This window comes from uncultured Mobiluncus sp. (assembly GCF_963511525.1).
GTDB lineage: Bacteria > Actinomycetota > Actinomycetes > Actinomycetales > Actinomycetaceae > Mobiluncus.
This window is the reverse complement of the sequence record NZ_CAUPIY010000001.1, coordinates 144757-161546: the sequence shown is the minus strand read 5'-3', so window position 1 is coordinate 161546 and position 16790 is coordinate 144757. Positions and strand designations below refer to the sequence as shown.

The following is a 16790-nucleotide window of genomic DNA, read 5'->3' as shown; positions in this document are numbered from 1 at the left end:
AAGCAGCCTCGCGATGTAGGCACTCTCTATATCAGTTTGTTCAATGTGCTTGGTGCCGCCTCTCTGCGGAACAACTAGCAGAGGGGAACAGGTCTGCGCATCAGGGCCGAATGTGGTTATCCCGTTCCACCTCCATCGGTATCTCGTGCTCATCGAACCAGACCTTAGCTAAATCGTATTCTCGCATCACCGCGGGAAGATATCGTTTTGATTCTGGAGCCACGCACACCTTTACCTCCCCAGATGTCGCACACACGGCAGAATCTTGAGGCAGAGGGACGAAAGGACTCAAGCTCATAGTCGTAAACCAAGCAGAGAAGATTAAACTCGAAGCGCCGATACCAGCCACAAATGCCCACCACCGGCGAGGAAACAAGATCCCCAGAGCCGATAACACCACGATAGTCAGGGCGAACAGCCACTGAATGGACTTGAACGTCAGGTTATAGGTGTAACCGGTCAACGGCTCCGTGGCACCTCCGGGCAGGAACAAATAGTAGGGGAAACCGAGCCAGTTGTAGGCAGCAAACCATAACAGCGCTAAAAGAGGTGCGAAAACATAGCTCAGAACGATATTGCCGACAAAAACACCGAGGTACGAGGCCATCAGTATGACCGACACCATGGAGAAGAACGACCACGGATTGAGCAACCGAAAACAGGCATGGCCCACGGCTGTAAATACCGTCACGACCAGATACAGTACTGTTATTGCCAACACATAAGGCAGACTATTGATGAGACCAAAAGCCAGCACTTGCCGGTTCCATACCTGGCGTGGCCACAAATTCTGACAGCCATTTTTACGATGGTGAATTAACTCCAAGCTACCCGTCAGCAAGCAAAGCGGAGCCATTAAAGCGACGCAAACCACCGAAAAATCCGCTGCCCCCAACCAATCCTCGCTCCAGAATAAGCCGCGGGAAAACAGCGGAAGCAAACCCGCAATCATCGCCAACGGCAGCAGCTTCAGGGCATAGGAATACTTGAGCTGAGTCATGACGAGTTTCCCTGATAAACGCGGTCATAAAGTACTCGTAACAGTGATGTTGATTTCTCACCGGACACAGAATCAGTGATTTCACGGGTTACGTCGCTCATTTTGCCGGTGAAACCGCAACGCCCACCCCGCAGAATAACCACGTAGTCCGCTACCGGCTCAAACACCTCGACCTCGTGAGTGGACACCACGACGACGCGAGAACGACCCAACTGTGCCACACAATTAATCAGGGATTCACGCGCCCCAATGTCTAAACCAGTCAATGGTTCATCGAGCAAAACTACGCTTGGCCTGGCACATACCGATTGTGCGAGCATTACGCGCCGATACTGTCCTCCCGAGAGCTCGTTCAACCGCTTTTCTGCCAGTTCAGAAAGTGAAAACTCCGCAATGACTTCGGAAACCCGGCGAGCACGTTCTGACGATGGCACACCACGCCACCAAGCCGAATAGCGTAATAAGTCAAGAACCTTGTAACGACCTATCCAACGCGGATCTTGCGGTAAATATGCAGGAGCTTCTCTGCCCTCGTACTCAATTTGTGCGCCCGGTAGGGGTTTGAGTTCACCCTGAATACAACGCATCAAGGTGGACTTGCCAGCCCCGTTTTCTCCCATCAAGACGGTAACACCCGAACCGACTTGAAATGAAACATCCGTCAGGGACGGGCGGCTTTTCAGCCCGTACGCATAGCTAAGACTGCTGACGGTGAGCACGATGAAATCATATATCGATTTTGCGGATGTAATATTACAAAAATCACATAGCTAGGGAACAACTGTATTTAATTATTGCGCCCTGTTTTTCTGCAAATGTCTTATAAAAAAGCGTGACACCCTGAGGCTTTACCATCCGGGTCTCCCAGATAATTGGTGACGATGACTTCGGTTCATCTGCGTTTTGAGGCATCGGAATTAATTGCACGCCGCACCGCCACCCAGAAACGGCTCGCACAAGCGTACATATTGGATACAAACCTACGACTGTCTGAAACTTGCCGCCTAGAGGGTTCACTTTTTTGAAAAGAGGATTCACCCTAAATGAAATCCCCGTGACCTGCGTGGAACTCCACATAACCACACTTAACGCAAAGACCTGCCTCGCTGTTTAGCACCTCCGCCGCTCCGTATAACTTTTTGGCTTTAAGGTACTCGTCTCTATACTCGTAGGCGGATGCTGGCCGGGTCAACCCAGTCCAAAGCCTCGCCGCATTGGGGACACACCTCGAGTATTTCTTCGTCGGTGGGGAGCCAATCGAATCCTTCGATCTCAGGGCCAGACATGATGCCGAAGTTGTCGCACTCGAGGCAGACCCAACAATCCTGGTTTTCCCCTTGGCAATAGAACGGGGATTCCATGTACTCCTTGACTTGGTCTGGGTACATTTGCTCCAAATCGGAGAAAGTAGTCCACTTGACCTCTCCGCCACAATAGTCGCAGGTGCGCCGAAATATCTCACCAAATATGTCGGGCTGTTGGGGTTGAGCGGCTTCCCTTTGCTTTTGTTCCCTTGCCGCCTCGGTGTATTTCTGACCGGTCTTTTCCTGACGGTTGCGGATACGGCGTTTCTGGTTTTGGTTGCTCATGATTGTCGCTTTCAGGCACACGTCCCCGCTCGCGTGTACTGATAGGTTACGCGAACAATTACCAGCGACCCCTGGGGAGCCTTGTCCTCTAACGACAGGCGGACGCGGGAATCCGTGCTGTCTTGGAGATGAGCAGGCTGACTCCGCTCGCTGGCAACGTTACCAGAGGTCCGTCGAGTCACGGCTCCTCATAGAGCGAGTTGCTGGTTTAATACCTAATTAGATGAATCGAAGGAATCTCACATGAACCTGCCACCTGACTCAGAAGCGCACAATGCCGCCGTTGATGCGGTGAAACGCTCCGTGTTCGAGATGACCGATTTCACTATCGACCACACCCCTTTTGAGGAGAACGTCTCGTTCCTGATTTTCAACGATTCCAGTGACGGCTGGGGTGCGTCCGCCCGGCTCATCGCCGTAGCTGACACGAGAACGAATGCTGCAATACCGGCCGACAAACTGACTGGTTCGACTGGAACTGTTGAAACCCTAATGTGCATAGATCGCAAAGCACATCAGCGCCGAAAATACAGCTATGCTCAGAGCACTGGCAGTGTGCCAGTGCTCTAAGCATAGCTACGTTTTAGGTTCCTACTTATTGAAGTTCGCGAAAAAATGAGTCAAAAAGCAAGACCCCATGACTCATTTATAGAAGTTCGCCATGGTGGTGTGTTTGAAGGTCTCGCCGATTATGCAACCGAGGCTGCCCAAAGCAAGCCGGGTGACGTGCAGGTCGATGATCTCGATGAGGTTGCGGTCCGGGTCGCGGAAAAACGCCCAGTCCGCCCCACTGGAGCGCAGGCACTTCACAAGGGGGTGCTTTTCTTCGCATAATCGCCCATCGCCATCAGCAGAGCTCCAAGTGTTCGTTTTCATGTCGGTGGTCAGTTACACGTTTAGGAGTTACTCCGTCCTTAATTCCAGTTGCCCCATTTTCACGGCGATTTCGCCGCGCCGGGCTCCGAGTTCGGTGATGACATCACGGACATAACTTCCGACTGTGTTTTCGGCGAGCCCAGTCGCTCGGGAGATTTCCCGGTTTGTCATTGACTGGGCCAGACAATCGGCAACTTTGCGCAGTCGCGGAGGCAGATCCTCTAAGCGGCGGGCAAATTCGGGGTCAACAGGTTCAGGCTCTCCTTGCAGGTAAAAGTCTCGCAGCATATCCAACGGGCGGTCGTCCAACACGGTTTTTCCTTTATAAGCGCGGTGAATGAGCTCGGCGATTTCCTCTGACGGTGTGTCCTTGGTCAAAAATCCTTTAGCCCCGGTCTCGAGCGCCTGGCGTAAGGTTTCGGGACGCTCAAAAGCGGTCAGCATGAGTACCACCGCTTCAGGGCGCTGTTCTAGGAGCCGTTGCAAAGTGGCGATACCATCTAAACCAGGCATCCCAATATCCAGCAGTACCACATCCCACTCGACTCGCGAGGCCAATTCCAGCAGTGTAGTCCCGCAATTAGCCGTACCAACCAGGTCTAGGCTCGGCTGTCTACGGAGGAGAATACTTTCCTGCTCCATATAGAGGGGGTCATCATCGGCAAAAATCACCCGCAACACTGAATCGTTATTGTTTTGCATTAAAGTCCCCCTGCTCGATGGGTAGCTCTGCGTGGACAATCCACCAACCGTTGCTCGACCACGCTTCGAGGCTGCCCCCGGAATCATCCAGGCGCTTTTCTAGCTGTAGAAGGCCTTTCCCGGAACTCATCACTGCGTCCTGAACCTCTTCAGATACCCGATTTTTCATCATAAATTCCACGAAGTTGCCGCTGCGAGAAATGCTTAGGGTCACCGGCGCGCTGGGGGAAGCATATTTGATTGCATTGGTTATGGTTTCGCGCAAAATAGTGATTAGTTGATTCTCGATGTAATCAGGCAGCGCTTTAAGTTCTTGCCCGCTGGAATCCAGCTCGAGGCGAAGCCCCGCCCCGGCGGCGACGCTGGTGGCCCTGTCCAGTTCTTTTTTGAGGTGCGGGCGGATTTCTTTTTGATCCTGCCTGGTGTCTAACAGTTGGATAATCTCTCGCAACTCGCTAAGAGCGTTTCTCGTTTCTTGACGCAATAGTTCTGCCTTGGAACTCGTGGGTGAATCGGATGGTAGTTCCCCGCAAATTACCTCAGCGGTAGACGCCACAATGGAAAGAGTCCCAGCCACTGAATCGTGCAGTTGCACTGATAAACCATCACGGAAGGCCTGGGTTTCTTGGATGGTTTGGAGCTTTTGATTCCATAACTGGTTCAAAGCGCCGTCACGTTCATCAACGTATCTTCGCAGCATATACCCAGCAGTGAAACTGGCAATAAGCAGTATGGACGTAAGAATGCTCGTTGCTGGATAGAGCGGTGCGCCCAGGAAGAAGCTCGCCGCAAGGAGGATAATTGCGAGTGCGGCATCGACATAGTACCTACGCCACCCCCATAGAAAGATTACGGCCATGCACAGATATCCCAGCATTCCCACGGAGGAGCTGGGTAGAGCCACAAAAATTGCATCCGCTAAGAGATAGATCCAGCCACCTAGGCGGGGCCAAAACAGGAATATTATCGATGAAATACTGAGAATGGCAGCGGCAATCAAGCTTGTTGGGCGGGGCGGAACCTGGAATAAAAAGAGGTCAACCCCCAAAGCAAGGACTATAAGCAACAGCATTCCGAGACGATAGCCCCAGACTGATTTCTGCGGCCCCAATGACTCAAAATATCTCATGAAGACTTCCCAGTTCGCAGCAGGTCACATCCTATCAGAGGCTACTTCCGCTAGGAAGTTTTTGCAATACCCCGATTTTGGGGTATTCACACGCTTGATGTTCGTTGTTAGTCTGAAAAAGACCCTCAACCCTTGCCTGATTCGAACAGACTATTGTTTACTCTGATTGTCTGGCTTTGCGTAACCTTGACGCTTTGTTTAGTTGGAATGTCCAGAAGGAAGTAAAAATGCTAGAAACACAAAACTTGGTCAAGTCGGTGGATGGCAAAATCCTGGTTGACGATATCAGTTTCTTAGCTGAGCCCGGAGAAATCGTGGCAATCATCGGTCCTAATGGTGCTGGTAAGTCCACGCTGCTGAAAATTCTTGCCACATTAATTTGGCCTACTTCCGGCAGCTTCAGTTTCCAAAACCGGAAAGTTGACGGAAAATCTTCCGATTGGTACCTCAGCATAATGGGAACGAATCTGTCACTGCCTAAGGGGGAAGACGCGCGTAGTTGTCTTGAATTGCTGGAATCTCGGTTGGTTTACGGTGAGGTAACCCATGTAACTCCGGAGAATATTCTCCAGACGGTAGGGCTGCTTGAGAAAACACATATCCCTTTGTCGAAACTATCAACAGGGATGCGCTCTAGACTGGCTTTAGGTCTAGCGCTCGCGAATCAGCCAGAATTGTTATTGTTGGATGAACCAACCACCGGAATCGATGCTTCCGGTGTAGAGGGATTTGTCGAAATCATTCGTTCTGCTACTGCTCGCGGAACAACGACAATTTTAGTGAGCCACGATTTTCCCCTCGTATCTTCATTAGCGAATCGGATTTTCTTCATGAACCAAGGTTCTTTCACAGACTCCTGCGTCAAACGCAATGAATATGATGCTTTCCTTAACAAATATTCCACTCTGATTAACGCACAGGTGAAACAATGAAACAGTACGAATGGCGTATTTTGAACAAAAAACCTTTTTTAATATTAGGGTCGCTTTCCTTGACACTACCGCTGGTGTTCTCTTTATTTTTTAGGTTGCTTGGCGTGGATGAGGCGACTTCTCTCGGGCCGTTTCCACTAACCCTGAGCATCTCTATACCTGCCGCGATTACGTTATTCATCGCTACGATATACGTGAGCTGGATAGTATCCTACGGCGTTGTTTACGATTACCTTCCAGACAAACGCTCCTTCCTGTTTAGCCTCCCAGGTGGTAGGACAAAAGTGTTTCAAAATAAGTTGCATTTGCACTCTGCGCTAGGCGCGGGCTCAGTAGCAATAGGATTTTGGATCTCTGAATCAATCTATTGCGCCATCTCGGGAATCTCTTTACTGACGCCGCTATGCTACGCGGCAATTTTGGCCATCTCAGTTTTTAGCATGGCAATAATCGGTGCTTGCGTTGGGGTTATATCCGGGTCCACGCGCGCAACGGTGTTGAACGGTATTATTTGGGCCTGCCTGATTCCGAATACACTGGCAAATAGCGGTCCAGTCTGGGTGTCCTTAATCGCAGGCAGTAGTACCGCTGTTTTTTGTCTGGGTGTTGCTGCCGTATTGGGAATATTGACCAGGCAGAAGGTGCGGAAAATCGACTGTTTTTAAAATCTCATTCGCCCTACGCAGCTGCGCATTCTCACGTTTGAGCCGTTTGACTTCCTCATGCTCTTCACGCGTGAACCCCTGCCGCTCGCCCGTAACAACCAAATGCTACTCATACCAGCGGCGCAATAACTCGTTTGCAACCCCCAGCTTCGGAGCTATCTCATTAACCGCCCTCCACTGAGAACACAAGCCATCACCAGCTAAGCAATCCACAAGCATACGCACCGCCCAATCCTTAAACACCCGAGAATACCTCTTAACCATGCCCCAATCCTCTCAAAAACGAGTAGGAACAAAACCCAATACACTTCAAAAAGACGCACAACTTAACATTCACGCTCAAATTGACATGAGGCACCACGGAGTTTGGCGCACCTTACATATTTTGATCACGATAAGGGGGCTTAGGACCTCTATTCACCAGGGCGTTGGCTTACTCTTTTGGCAGCAAAACGATTCCGTCCATGTCGGCGTGCAAGATGTCTCCGGGGCGCCACGTGATGCCCCCGAAGTTTAGCTCCACATCGGTTTCCCCCACGCTGTCTTTGGCGGATTTACGAGGGGTAGTGCCCAGCGCTTTCATGCCCAGGGCCAGACCGCGAATCGTTGCCGAGTCACGAATCGCCCCATTGATGACGACCCCAGCCCAACCGTTCTTTACCGCGGCACCCGCAATCATGTCTCCGCACAAGGCCGTGCGCAGGTCGCCTTCTCCGTCAACGACCAGGACCCGGCCCTCCCCCGGCGAGTTCAGCGTGGCTTTCACCAGGCCATTGTCGAGGTGGCAGTGGATTGTTGTAATCTGGCCGGCGAAAGCCTTATGCCCGCCAAAGTTTTTCATCTGAATATCGCAAACTCGCAGCTTGTCACCGTATTCGTCATACAAATCCGTGGTGGCGAGGGGGGCTATCATGTCTTGTTTCATTGTCGTTTCCTTTCCGAAACACCACTGCATACCGCAAGAATGGTACGAATACACCGGTCTCGGGGCGCTGGCGTCACCAGTCTAACGAATTTCTCGAACTACCGGTGAGGAAAGCCGATCCCCAGGAATTTGGCGACTTCACGGGTCTCCGGGTGGGCTTTTAGCTCCTCCAACGTGCCGGTCTGACGAACCACCCCAGCGAGCATGATCCCCACCCGGTCCGCCACAAGAGCCGCCTCTGCCTGATCGTGGGTCACGTAAACAGCGGTGATGTGGCTGCGTTTCACAATGTCGCGGATTTCGGCGGCTAACTCGTACTTCAACTGTTCGTCAAGGGCGGAAAGAGGCTCATCGAGTAGCAGTAGTTTCGGCCGGGCCGCCAGGGCGCGAGCGAGGGCGACTCGCCCGGCCTGCCCCCCTGAAAGCGTGTCGACACGGCGTTTTTCCATGCCCTCTAACCGCACCAGCTGCAGCATTTCAGCAACTGTGGCGGCTATTTCCGTTTTGCTAGGGCGTGGGCGGCGCAGTTCCAGGGCGTAACCGACATTGCGTTCCACGTTGCGGTTGGCAAACAGTTGCCCGTCTTGGAACAGCATCGCGAATCCGCGCCGATGGGTGGGAATGGGCTCCTGGTTGACCCCGTCCCAGGTCAGGGTGCCGGAATCGGCTGGCAACAATCCCGCCACAACCTGCAGCAGGGTTGATTTCCCGCAGCCGGAGGGTCCCAGCAGCACCATGATTTCGCCCCGGTCCACGTCAAGGTCCACGTCCTGCAAAACCGGCATGGGAGCCTCACCGCGTCGGTTTGGCGGGTAGGAAAAGGTCACTTGCCGCAGGCACAAGCCCGGGTGGGCAATATCGTTCACGTGTTTATTCTCCTTTATGGGACAGTCGCCGCCGCGGGTCTCGCGTCAACAGGGTAAAACCGTTTTCCGCCACAAACATGACCAACGCACAAGTCAGCGCCAGCACCACGCTCGCGGCGGCGCTCGCCCCTTGTGCCTGCGCGGACGGACGGGAACTCAAAGCAAAAATTGCCACCGGCAGTGTCGGCTCCAGCGGCCTAGCCAAGAAACTGGTCGCCCCGAACTCCCCCAGAGAGATTGCAAAAGCAAAACCAGCCCCGACCCCGCTGACCCGCGCCAAAATGGGCAGCTCCACCGTGACGAAAGACTGCAGACGATTGGCCCCCAAAGTCGCGGCCGCCTCCCGCAGATGCGGATTGATGGCCCGCAAGGTCGGCAAGACCGAACGCAACACCAGCGGCACCGCCACCACCGCTTGTGCGGCCGCCAGAAACGCCGCGTTAGCGGGCAGAGAAAGCGGCGGAGCCTGCAAAGTTATCAACATTCCGAAACCCACCGTAACCGCGCTAACCCCTTGGGGAGAGGAAAACAGCATATCGAACAGTTCCTGAGCCCCGCGCCACCGCGAGTTTGACGGTACTCGGCGCGACACGACCAGAGCCACCGATAACCCCATGACCAGGGAAATCACGCAGGACAGCAACGCCACCTGCAGGGAATACCCCCACGCCCCCCAAGCCGTGCCCGGTAGCTGCGCCACGATTCCCGGCTGGCCCAAAGCCCGATAGTTCGCCAGCGTCCAACGACCCGCCAAACGCAGCGAAGCCACCACCATAAAAATTAGCGGCAGCGCCACCAACAAGATCCCGAAACCGGTCAAGACCAGCGCGAAAATATCCTCGCGACGCACTCGCCGGGGCGGCACGGTGCGCAACGCCCCCGCGCGTTCAAAACGCGCTCGCGCGATGCCGTTAATACCCAGAGCCGCTAACACGATGAGAATTTGCAGGATAGACAAAACTGCGGCTCCCGAAAGATTGAGGTAACTGGCGGTCTCCAGATAAATCTCGACTTCCAACGTCGTGATTTTTACCCCACCCAGCACCCGAATCAGGCCGTAAGACGTAATGCAATAGAGGAACACCAGGGAAGCCGCGGCAAAAATCGCCGGCCCCAGCCGGGGCAGGGTCACGGTCAAGAACGCCCGCGCCGGACTGGCCCCCAGCGCCCGCGCCGCTTGTGCGGGACGCGGATCCAAACGCATCCAAGCGTTGCCGACAATCCTCGCGACCAGGGAAAAGTTAAAAAACACCATCGCCAAGATAATCGCGGCACGGCTCTCGGACAGACCCAGGAAACCCAAGGGAGCGCCCGGCCCCAACAGGTTTTGGAACGCCACCCCGACCACCACGGAGGGCAGGACGAAAGGCACCCCGGTGAGGGTGCGCCACACTCGACGCCCCGGAATCCGCAGCCCGTAGAGCACCCAAGCCCCGGCCACACCCAGGAAAACTGAAAAAATAGTCCCCAGCAGACCCATCTCCAGGGTCCAAAACAGGGTCGTCCAGGTCCGGGTTCGACCGAGCATCTCGCGCAAAGCCCCGCCAAAGCCAGCACTACCACCGGAACCGAGGCCAGTCGCCGCACCGCTCAAACCCAGGCCGATAATCCGCAAGGTCGGCCACAGAAAAAACAGCCCCAGGAAAGCCAGCGGCAGGAAAACCATCACCGCTATAGCCACCCTGGGGGCTGTCTTTTCCATTTATCGCCTTTCGAACACTAGGGACGACTAGCCCATAATCGAGGCCCAGGAACGCACCCAGGCTTCGCGGTTCTTAACCACGTCAGATTCTTTCAACATGGCCGCCTGACCCGACGGGGCACCGAACTTGGCCAAAGCCTCCGGCAGCTGCACCGAATCCAACACCGGGTACATGTAGTTGTTCTCGGTCAGGTCCTTTTGCGCCGTTTCTTCGGTCAGGAACTGGACCAACGCCGCGGCACCCGCCGGGTTCTTGGCACCTTTCAGCACCCCGGCGTATTCAATCTGCTGGTAGCAAGTCGCCGGCACATTACCGATGGTGGAAACACTCCCGTCATCGCTGACTGCCCAAGCCGGGGACGAAGCGTAAGACACCATAACGGGGTAAGCCGCGCTGCCGTTGTCATTAGAACCCGCCGTAAAATCGACGTTGAAGGCATCGTCCCACGACCCCACGGACTTGACCCCGTTTTCTTTCAGCGACTTCCAGTAGTCCGTCCACCCGTTTTCGCCCTTGGCGTTGATGGTGGACAGCAGGAAAGCCAGGCCCGGCGTGGACGTGCGAGGATCCTCCACCACGGTGAGGTTCTTGTATTCAGGTTTCGCCAGGTCATCGAAGGTCGCCGGGGGCTGCTGGCCTTTCTTTTGGAAGTAGGCGACATCGTAGTTCACGCAAACCTCGCCGCGGTCCACGGGAACCAACTGTTTCGAATCCCCGCGCACCTTTTGCACGCTGGGAGCGAGTTTCCCGGTGAAATCAGCCAGGGCTCCGGCATCAACAGCGGCCTGAGCGGTGTTGTTATCGAAACCAAACACGGCGTCTCCCAACGGCGCGTCCTTGGTCAAAATCAGCTTGTTGGTCAGCTCTACCCCATCGCCGTTCTTAACCACCTTTAACTTGTAACCGGTTTTCTTGGTGAAGGCGGCGGCCGTTTCATCGCTCAGAGGGAATGAATCATAGGTCACAAGGGTCACCGTGCTGCTGGACTTGTCCTGGTCGGTTCCCGGGGTGCTGGTGGCGCTATCGGCCGGACGCGAATCGCTGCAACCCGCCAGCAAAGCCGCGCACAACCCTGCTGCGGCCAACGCTGCCAAAGTCCGGGACGAGGCTGGTCCACGAGTAATAGAAAACATAACTGCCCTTTCTATAATCAGTAAGAGCAGGGGAAAAGTTCACGTCCTGGGCGACGTAAACCGAGATTTACTCGACTTCCTCGGCAACATTACTTGCCTGGTGCGAGGGTCTGCCAGACTCGTGCAACGCACGAAGCCACGGCACTCTCAGCGAATTTCGCTCCCCTGTCGTGCCTCTAAGTATATGCCATCGTCAGGCAAAATCTGGAAGCGCGCCGATTTGGCGGACCTCGGGGGTAAAGGTAAAAATAGAGAGGTAAATATGTAATAATTTTTACCTTGCAGGAGGTTCCGGAATGTTTAATGATTCGCAATCAGTAATTAATTTTGTGAAAGAAAAAAACATTCGTTTCATCGATGTGCGCTTCTCCGACCTTTATGGGACTATGCAGCACCTTACCATCCCCACAAATATGCTGGAGGAAACGCTCACTGACGGGATGATGTTTGACGGTTCGTCCATCAACGGTTTCACCGCGATTCACGAGTCCGACATGAAGCTGATTCCCGATCCCACCGCGGCTTTCGTCGATCCGTTCCGACGGGAACCGACCCTGGTGCTGTATTCCTCCATCGTGGATCCCTTTACGAACGAACCGTTTTCCCGCGATCCGCGCGGCGTGACCCAGAAAGCGGAAGCCTACCTGAAGTCCACCGGCATCGCCGACACGGCGTACTTGGCTCCCGAACCGGAGTTTTACATTTTTGATTCCATCCAGTTCCGCACCGATCCGCACGATACTTTCGTAAAAATTGGTTCTAAGGAATCGCCCGTGACCTCCGGCGATTGGGAGGACGGGCACAACTTGGGCAACAAGATGCCGTTCCAAGCTGGCTATGTCCCGGTACCCCCGATGGATGCCACCGCCGATGACCGGGACGCCATTGTGCGCGCCTTGCAAGAGACCGGTTTTGAAATCGAACGCTCCCACCACGAAGTCGGGGCGTCGGGCCAGCAGGAAATCAACTACACCTATTCCACGCTGCTGCACGCCGCGGACAACCTCACGGTGTTCAAATACATCGTGAAGAACAAGGCTATCGAACTGGGCAAGACCGTGACTTTCATGCCCAAGCCGCTGTGGGGTCAGGCCGGTTCGGGAATGCACTGCCACGTGTCTCTGTGGAAAGACGGCAATCCCCTGTTCTACGGAGAAAACGGCTACGGCGGCCTATCTGACCTGGCACGTTGGTTTATCGGCGGGTTGCTGCGTCACGCGGCCGCGATTCTGCCGTTTACGAACCCGTCCATCAACTCTTTCCGCCGCCTGGTGCCGGGCTTCGAAGCCCCGGTGAACTTGGTGTATTCGGCGCGTAACCGGTCGGCTTGCATTCGCATTCCCGTCACCGGGACTTCCCCGAAAGCGAAGCGTGTCGAGTACCGCGTACCCGATACTTCGGCGAACCCCTACCTGGCTTTCCCCGCCATCCTGATGGCTGGTCTGGACGGGATTCGCAATCGTATCGAGCCGGCCGAGCCCATCGACAAAGACCTTTACGAACTTCCTCCTGAGGAGTACCGCGACATCGACAAACTACCGCCGTCGTTGGATTTGGCGCTGCACGCCCTAGAGGACGACAACGAGTTCCTCACCGAAGGCGACGTGTTCACGACTGACCTGTTAGAGACCTGGATTCGGCTGAAGCGCGAAAATGAGGTGCAAAAGTTGTTCGTGCATCCCCATCCGCTGGAGTTTGAACTGTACTACAACTGCTAATAGTTGCCGTTTTCCGCGGGTTCACAAGGGACCTGCCGCACTTTCGCGTTGCCGTCACCAGATTCCGGGTGGCGGCGGCGCGTTTTAATCCCCAGGTTTTCCCCGCATTAGCCACGGCCCTATCATCAGCATAATCCCGATGATGGCGGCGAAACTCAGCGCGACAATTTCCTCTGGAACCACGCCGTCAACAAACACTCGCATGATGACCAGGGTTATCACCAGCACGCCGCAAAAACTGATGAGGTTGCCGGCTGTGAGGTTGGCGATACCCAGGTTCAAGTTCAGGCTTTGCTGCAGTTTCGCCCCAAATCCGCTGGCCGCCGCGACTTGGCTCATATACATCGGATCCTCCGACACGCCACTAACGCTGGTACCTAACTGGCCGGCTTTCGGGGCTGGATCCTGGGGCGTCATCGGGGCTGGCAAAGCGGGTGCCAGATTGGCGTCGGGGCCTACGGCAGCGTTGCGTGCCTGGTTTTGGGGATGTGCCGCCGCGGTTTTGCCTTCGCTGGCCGACGCCGCCGCCTGCGCAACGGCCTGCTGAACGTTGGCCTGAGCCACGTTAGCTTGGCGCACCGCAGCTTCGGGCAAAGCGGCCGGAACCGCCGGTCCCCCGGGAACGCTTGCAGGAGTACCGGTCGGGTTCGCGGGAGCAGGAGCCGCCTGGGTCTGGGCTCCTTCCGCCCGCAGGGTCGCCGCTCCGGCAGCTGTCTGCGTAGCCGTTTGGGCGCCGGCCAGCTGTGCGGCCGCCGCTTGTGCGGAAGTGGCGGGAGCGGCGGTATTTGCGCTGGCCGCAGCGTTAGCCGGGGTGGGCATGGCGGATTGGGCGGTAGTGCCCGCCGCAGCTGTACCCGGGTTAGCAGCTCCCGCGGCAGAGGCGGGGTTTGCGGTGGTAGCTGGGTTCCCCGTGGCTGCGGCTCCGCCATTTTGGGCCGCCGCGTAAAGGTTCGCCCCCTGTCCGGGAGGAATAATCTGGGCGCGTCCCAAAGACGTTTGTACCGTGCCGGGAGACACGGTGGATTGGGAAAAGGTCTGCAGCATTCGTGCTAAAGAATCTGGATTCGCCCCACCCTTTTGGGTGGCGGCTTGCCCGGCGGCGTTTTGCCAGGCACTGCGGGAGTTTTGCAACGCGGAGTCAAGGTTGGTGCCGGAGGTTCCAGTGTTGGGCAACAGCTGAGTAGCCGGGGAGGCGTTAGATTGGGCGGACGCCGGATTGGGTTTTCCGGTGGCGGCCTCAGAAGTGTTTTGGGCCGACGCCAGACCCGCCACGATATTGGCGATGGCGGCAGAGTTTTGCGGAATCGGCGTGCCGGTAGCACTCAGGTTTTGCTGGACAGCCGCCCCCATATTCGCTGCCGCATTATTAACCGCAGCTTGGGCGTTTTGAGCGGCAGTTGCGGCATTTTGGGCGGCATTAGCCGCATTGGCAACATTAGCAACCCCCGGATTTCCTAGCGGAAAGGAGGGGCCAACCGCAGGTATACTCATGGATGCTCCCCCTTTCGATCAGATTTCTTTAAGTAGTTATTTCCGCCGATTTGATAAGTCTTACATCGGCTCTGCTGGTTTCATTATGAGGCTCCGCAGCCACAAAGTCCACCATTTCGGCGCGGTTGAGCCAAATACTATGTTCTATCTTTCGACCTATTTTGCGGTATGTTAAACCTATTGATTCAGGAGGCTCTGTTGACCACGAATTATTACGCCACCCCCGCCCAAGTCAGCTTGGAACCTAACGATTCCATCCCTGCCCTGTTTTTCACTCGCGCGCGGCGCACTCCCCAGGCCGTCGTAATGATGCGGCCGCAGCCTTTCGGTGATGGCTGGGAAGAGATTACCGCCTCCACTATGGCGAACCAAATTATCGATGTAGCGCGCGGATTTATCGGTATGGGCCTTCAGGCCGGGGACCGCATCGGCATCATGGCCGGGACCTCCTACGATTGGATCTTGTTAGATTACGCTGCCCAGTCGGCTGGTTTGACAGTGGTTCCCATCTATGAAACTGATTCGGCTGCCCAGGTGGACTGGATTTTGGAAGATACTGGGGCGCGTTTTGTCATAACCGAAACCGCGACTCAGACCCGTTTGGTTGAGTCCACCGGAAGGGCTGTAGATTGCGGGGTGGCCGCTCTCCAGGACGGGGCACTGGACGAGATTCGCCTCAAAGGAACCAACATCCGCAAACAGGAAGTTCGGGAACGTTTGTCCGCGGTCAATCTCGATTCGCTGCTCTCCATCGTCTATACCTCTGGTACGACTGGCAAACCGAAAGGCGTGGAGCTGACCCAGCGCAACTTCGTCTATATGGCTTTGATGATTGGGGACTGCCTGCCCGAAGTCATCGACAACAAAAAGACCCGTATGCTGCTGTTTTTACCGCTGGCTCACGTGTTTGCCCGTTTCAGTTCCTACACTGTACTCTCCGGGCGGGGCATGCTGGGCTGCGTCCCCAACGTAAAAAACCTGCTGAACGACCTACAATCCTTCCGTCCCACCAGCATGATTGTGGTGCCTCGGGTTTTGGAAAAAATTTATACCGCTGCCCAAGTCAAGGCCGGTCGCGGTTTGAAACACACGATTTTCAGCTGGGCGGTGGCGCAAGCCATTCATTACTCGGAAGCTTTAGAGGATCCAAACCGCAAGTTTGTGGGATTCCGCTTGCATCGTTCTCACGCGATTGCGGACAAGCTGCTGTTTTCTAAACTTTTGGAGCTGATGGGTGGAGACTGCCGCTGGGTCATCAGCGGTGGTGCTCCCCTAGGCGCGCGTCTGGGGCATTTTTTCCGCGGCGTGGGCTTGACTGTCATTGAGGGCTGGGGTCTGACAGAAACCGCCGGACCGGTTACCGGCAACCTTCCTGGCAATATCCGAATCGGCACCGTCGGGCGCCCGCTGCCCGGAGTGGAAATCAAACTTGACAACAGCGGGGAAATCTTTGTCCGGTCCGACGTGGTGATGCGCGGGTATCGCAACAACCCCGAGGCGACCCGCGAGGCTTTGGACCCCGACGGATGGTTCTCCAGTGGAGACTTGGGCGAAATCGACGACGACGGTTTTCTCAGCATTACTGGACGCAAGAAGGAACTTATCGTGACAGCCTCGGGAAAGAACGTCTCTCCGGCGCCGTTGGAGGACTCGTTCCGCGGTCACCCGCTGGTTTCTAACGTGGTCGTTATCGGAGACAAAAGGCCGTTTGTGTCGGCTCTGGTGACTTTGGACCGAGAAATGCTGCCCACGTGGCTGGCCAACCACAAACTTCCGCCCATGGATCCAGCTACTGCCGCCCTGCACCCCGCTGTCCAAGAATCACTGATGAAAGGCGCCCAGCGAGCTTCCGCCAGTGTCTCCAGGGCCGAGTCCATCCGCAAAGTGCGGGTTATTATCGGCGACTTTACCGTGGACAATGGCCTGTTGACGCCATCCTTAAAAGTTCGCCGGCAACTGGTCATTGAAAAATACGCCAAAGAAATCGAAGCTATCTACGCGAAATAGACTCGGCGCGGGATGACGCATTGAGGGCTTAAATCAAGTTGGACCCGCACGCGG

Annotated in this window: 17 protein-coding genes; 5 read left to right on the top strand and 12 right to left on the bottom strand. The window is 55.4% G+C overall.

All coding sequences use genetic code 11. From position 1 onward, the window contains the following. Positions 1-100: 100 nt before the first annotated feature. The 3 genes from RQ935_RS00715 to RQ935_RS00705 all read right to left on the bottom strand — a co-directional run bounded on the left by RQ935_RS00715 (position 101) and on the right by RQ935_RS00705 (position 2589). Entirely contained in the window at positions 101-1000 is a 900-nt protein-coding gene (locus RQ935_RS00715; RefSeq protein ID WP_311496769.1) for a hypothetical protein, read from the bottom strand. Further along, positions 997-1719, bottom strand: a complete 723-nt coding sequence (locus RQ935_RS00710; protein WP_311496768.1) for an ATP-binding cassette domain-containing protein — start codon at positions 1717-1719, stop codon at positions 997-999. The genes RQ935_RS00715 and RQ935_RS00710 overlap by 4 nt, the downstream gene beginning before the upstream one ends. Before the next feature lie 441 nt (positions 1720-2160). Beyond that, on the bottom strand, positions 2161-2589 hold the full coding sequence (locus tag RQ935_RS00705; protein WP_311496767.1) for a hypothetical protein: 429 nt from the start codon (positions 2587-2589) through the stop codon (positions 2161-2163). 243 nt (positions 2590-2832) lie between these two features. On the opposite strand from RQ935_RS00705, the gene RQ935_RS00700 reads away from it, so the two are divergent. Next, on the top strand, positions 2833-3159 hold the full coding sequence (locus tag RQ935_RS00700) for a hypothetical protein (RefSeq protein ID WP_311496766.1): 327 nt from the start codon (positions 2833-2835) through the stop codon (positions 3157-3159). A gap of 72 nt (positions 3160-3231) precedes the next feature. Here the strand turns inward: RQ935_RS00700 and RQ935_RS00695 are convergent, their stop codons facing one another. The 3 genes from RQ935_RS00695 to RQ935_RS00685 are packed head-to-tail and all read right to left on the bottom strand — an operon-like array spanning position 3232 to position 5296. Beyond that, positions 3232-3465 (bottom strand): hypothetical protein, encoded by a 234-nt coding sequence (locus tag RQ935_RS00695; protein ID WP_311496765.1) that lies wholly within the window; start codon positions 3463-3465, stop codon positions 3232-3234. Between the two features lie 27 nt (positions 3466-3492). Continuing rightward, complete coding sequence (locus RQ935_RS00690; RefSeq protein ID WP_311496764.1) at positions 3493-4167, bottom strand: response regulator transcription factor; 675 nt, start codon at positions 4165-4167, stop codon at positions 3493-3495. Then, complete coding sequence (locus tag RQ935_RS00685; RefSeq protein ID WP_311496763.1) at positions 4154-5296, bottom strand: histidine kinase; 1143 nt, start codon at positions 5294-5296, stop codon at positions 4154-4156. Before RQ935_RS00685 ends, RQ935_RS00690 begins: the two co-directional genes overlap by 14 nt. Before the next feature lie 227 nt (positions 5297-5523). On the opposite strand from RQ935_RS00685, the gene RQ935_RS00680 reads away from it, so the two are divergent. Then, a complete protein-coding gene (locus RQ935_RS00680; protein WP_311496762.1) occupies positions 5524-6228 on the top strand; it encodes an ABC transporter ATP-binding protein in 705 nt (234 codons plus the stop codon). Beyond that, positions 6225-6893 (top strand): hypothetical protein, encoded by a 669-nt coding sequence (locus tag RQ935_RS00675; protein ID WP_311496761.1) that lies wholly within the window; start codon positions 6225-6227, stop codon positions 6891-6893. Before RQ935_RS00680 ends, RQ935_RS00675 begins: the two co-directional genes overlap by 4 nt. A gap of 105 nt (positions 6894-6998) precedes the next feature. Here RQ935_RS00675 and RQ935_RS00670 read toward each other — a convergent pair whose 3' ends face one another. The 5 genes from RQ935_RS00670 to RQ935_RS00650 form a co-directional block, all read right to left on the bottom strand. Beyond that, positions 6999-7157 carry a hypothetical protein gene (locus RQ935_RS00670; RefSeq protein ID WP_311496760.1) on the bottom strand — a complete coding sequence of 53 codons (159 nt, stop codon included), beginning with the start codon at positions 7155-7157 and terminating at the stop codon, positions 6999-7001. Positions 7158-7326: 169 nt separating this feature from the next. Next, on the bottom strand, positions 7327-7818 hold the full coding sequence (gene rraA / locus RQ935_RS00665; protein WP_299294202.1) for a ribonuclease E activity regulator RraA: 492 nt from the start codon (positions 7816-7818) through the stop codon (positions 7327-7329). A 98-nt stretch (positions 7819-7916) separates the two neighbouring features. Next, positions 7917-8684, bottom strand: coding sequence for an ABC transporter ATP-binding protein (locus RQ935_RS00660; protein WP_311496759.1), 768 nt, complete (start codon positions 8682-8684; stop codon positions 7917-7919). Positions 8685-8688: 4 nt separating this feature from the next. Then, positions 8689-10386, bottom strand: coding sequence for an ABC transporter permease subunit (locus RQ935_RS00655; protein WP_311496758.1), 1698 nt, complete (start codon positions 10384-10386; stop codon positions 8689-8691). A 27-nt stretch (positions 10387-10413) separates the two neighbouring features. Beyond that, positions 10414-11520, bottom strand: a complete 1107-nt coding sequence (locus RQ935_RS00650) for a thiamine ABC transporter substrate-binding protein (protein WP_311496757.1) — start codon at positions 11518-11520, stop codon at positions 10414-10416. Between the two features lie 296 nt (positions 11521-11816). On the opposite strand from RQ935_RS00650, the gene glnA reads away from it, so the two are divergent. Next, the gene (gene glnA / locus RQ935_RS00645; RefSeq protein WP_311496756.1) at positions 11817-13238 is read left to right on the top strand and encodes a type I glutamate--ammonia ligase; all 1422 of its coding nucleotides are present in this window, start codon (positions 11817-11819) and stop codon (positions 13236-13238) included. A gap of 84 nt (positions 13239-13322) precedes the next feature. Here the strand turns inward: glnA and RQ935_RS00640 are convergent, their stop codons facing one another. Beyond that, positions 13323-14729, bottom strand: coding sequence for a hypothetical protein (locus tag RQ935_RS00640; RefSeq protein WP_311496755.1), 1407 nt, complete (start codon positions 14727-14729; stop codon positions 13323-13325). A gap of 168 nt (positions 14730-14897) precedes the next feature. Here RQ935_RS00640 and RQ935_RS00635 point away from each other — a divergent pair, with 168 nt between their 5' ends. Then, a complete protein-coding gene (locus tag RQ935_RS00635) occupies positions 14898-16736 on the top strand; it encodes a long-chain fatty acid--CoA ligase (protein ID WP_311496754.1) in 1839 nt (612 codons plus the stop codon). The last annotated feature ends 54 nt before the right edge of the window (positions 16737-16790 follow it).

Excerpts from the sequence above, each read along its gene's own strand:
- RQ935_RS00715 (WP_311496769.1), bottom strand. The coding sequence starts at position 1,000 with ATGACTCAGCTCAAGTATTCCTATGCCCTGAAGCTGCTGCCGTTGGCG.
- RQ935_RS00705 (WP_311496767.1), bottom strand. The coding sequence starts at position 2,589 with ATGAGCAACCAAAACCAGAAACGCCGTATCCGCAACCGTCAGGAAAAG.
- RQ935_RS00700 (WP_311496766.1), top strand. The coding sequence starts at position 2,833 with ATGAACCTGCCACCTGACTCAGAAGCGCACAATGCCGCCGTTGATGCG.
- RQ935_RS00695 (WP_311496765.1), bottom strand. The coding sequence starts at position 3,465 with ATGAAAACGAACACTTGGAGCTCTGCTGATGGCGATGGGCGATTATGC.
- RQ935_RS00690 (WP_311496764.1), bottom strand. The coding sequence starts at position 4,167 with ATGCAAAACAATAACGATTCAGTGTTGCGGGTGATTTTTGCCGATGAT.
- RQ935_RS00685 (WP_311496763.1), bottom strand. The coding sequence starts at position 5,296 with ATGAGATATTTTGAGTCATTGGGGCCGCAGAAATCAGTCTGGGGCTAT.
- RQ935_RS00680 (WP_311496762.1), top strand. The coding sequence starts at position 5,524 with ATGCTAGAAACACAAAACTTGGTCAAGTCGGTGGATGGCAAAATCCTG.
- RQ935_RS00675 (WP_311496761.1), top strand. The coding sequence starts at position 6,225 with ATGAAACAGTACGAATGGCGTATTTTGAACAAAAAACCTTTTTTAATA.
- RQ935_RS00670 (WP_311496760.1), bottom strand. The coding sequence starts at position 7,157 with ATGGTTAAGAGGTATTCTCGGGTGTTTAAGGATTGGGCGGTGCGTATG.
- rraA (WP_299294202.1), bottom strand. The coding sequence starts at position 7,818 with ATGAAACAAGACATGATAGCCCCCCTCGCCACCACGGATTTGTATGAC.
- RQ935_RS00655 (WP_311496758.1), bottom strand. The coding sequence starts at position 10,386 with ATGGAAAAGACAGCCCCCAGGGTGGCTATAGCGGTGATGGTTTTCCTG.
- RQ935_RS00650 (WP_311496757.1), bottom strand. The coding sequence starts at position 11,520 with ATGTTTTCTATTACTCGTGGACCAGCCTCGTCCCGGACTTTGGCAGCG.
- glnA (WP_311496756.1), top strand. The coding sequence starts at position 11,817 with ATGTTTAATGATTCGCAATCAGTAATTAATTTTGTGAAAGAAAAAAAC.
- RQ935_RS00640 (WP_311496755.1), bottom strand. The coding sequence starts at position 14,729 with ATGAGTATACCTGCGGTTGGCCCCTCCTTTCCGCTAGGAAATCCGGGG.
- RQ935_RS00635 (WP_311496754.1), top strand. The coding sequence starts at position 14,898 with ATGTTAAACCTATTGATTCAGGAGGCTCTGTTGACCACGAATTATTAC.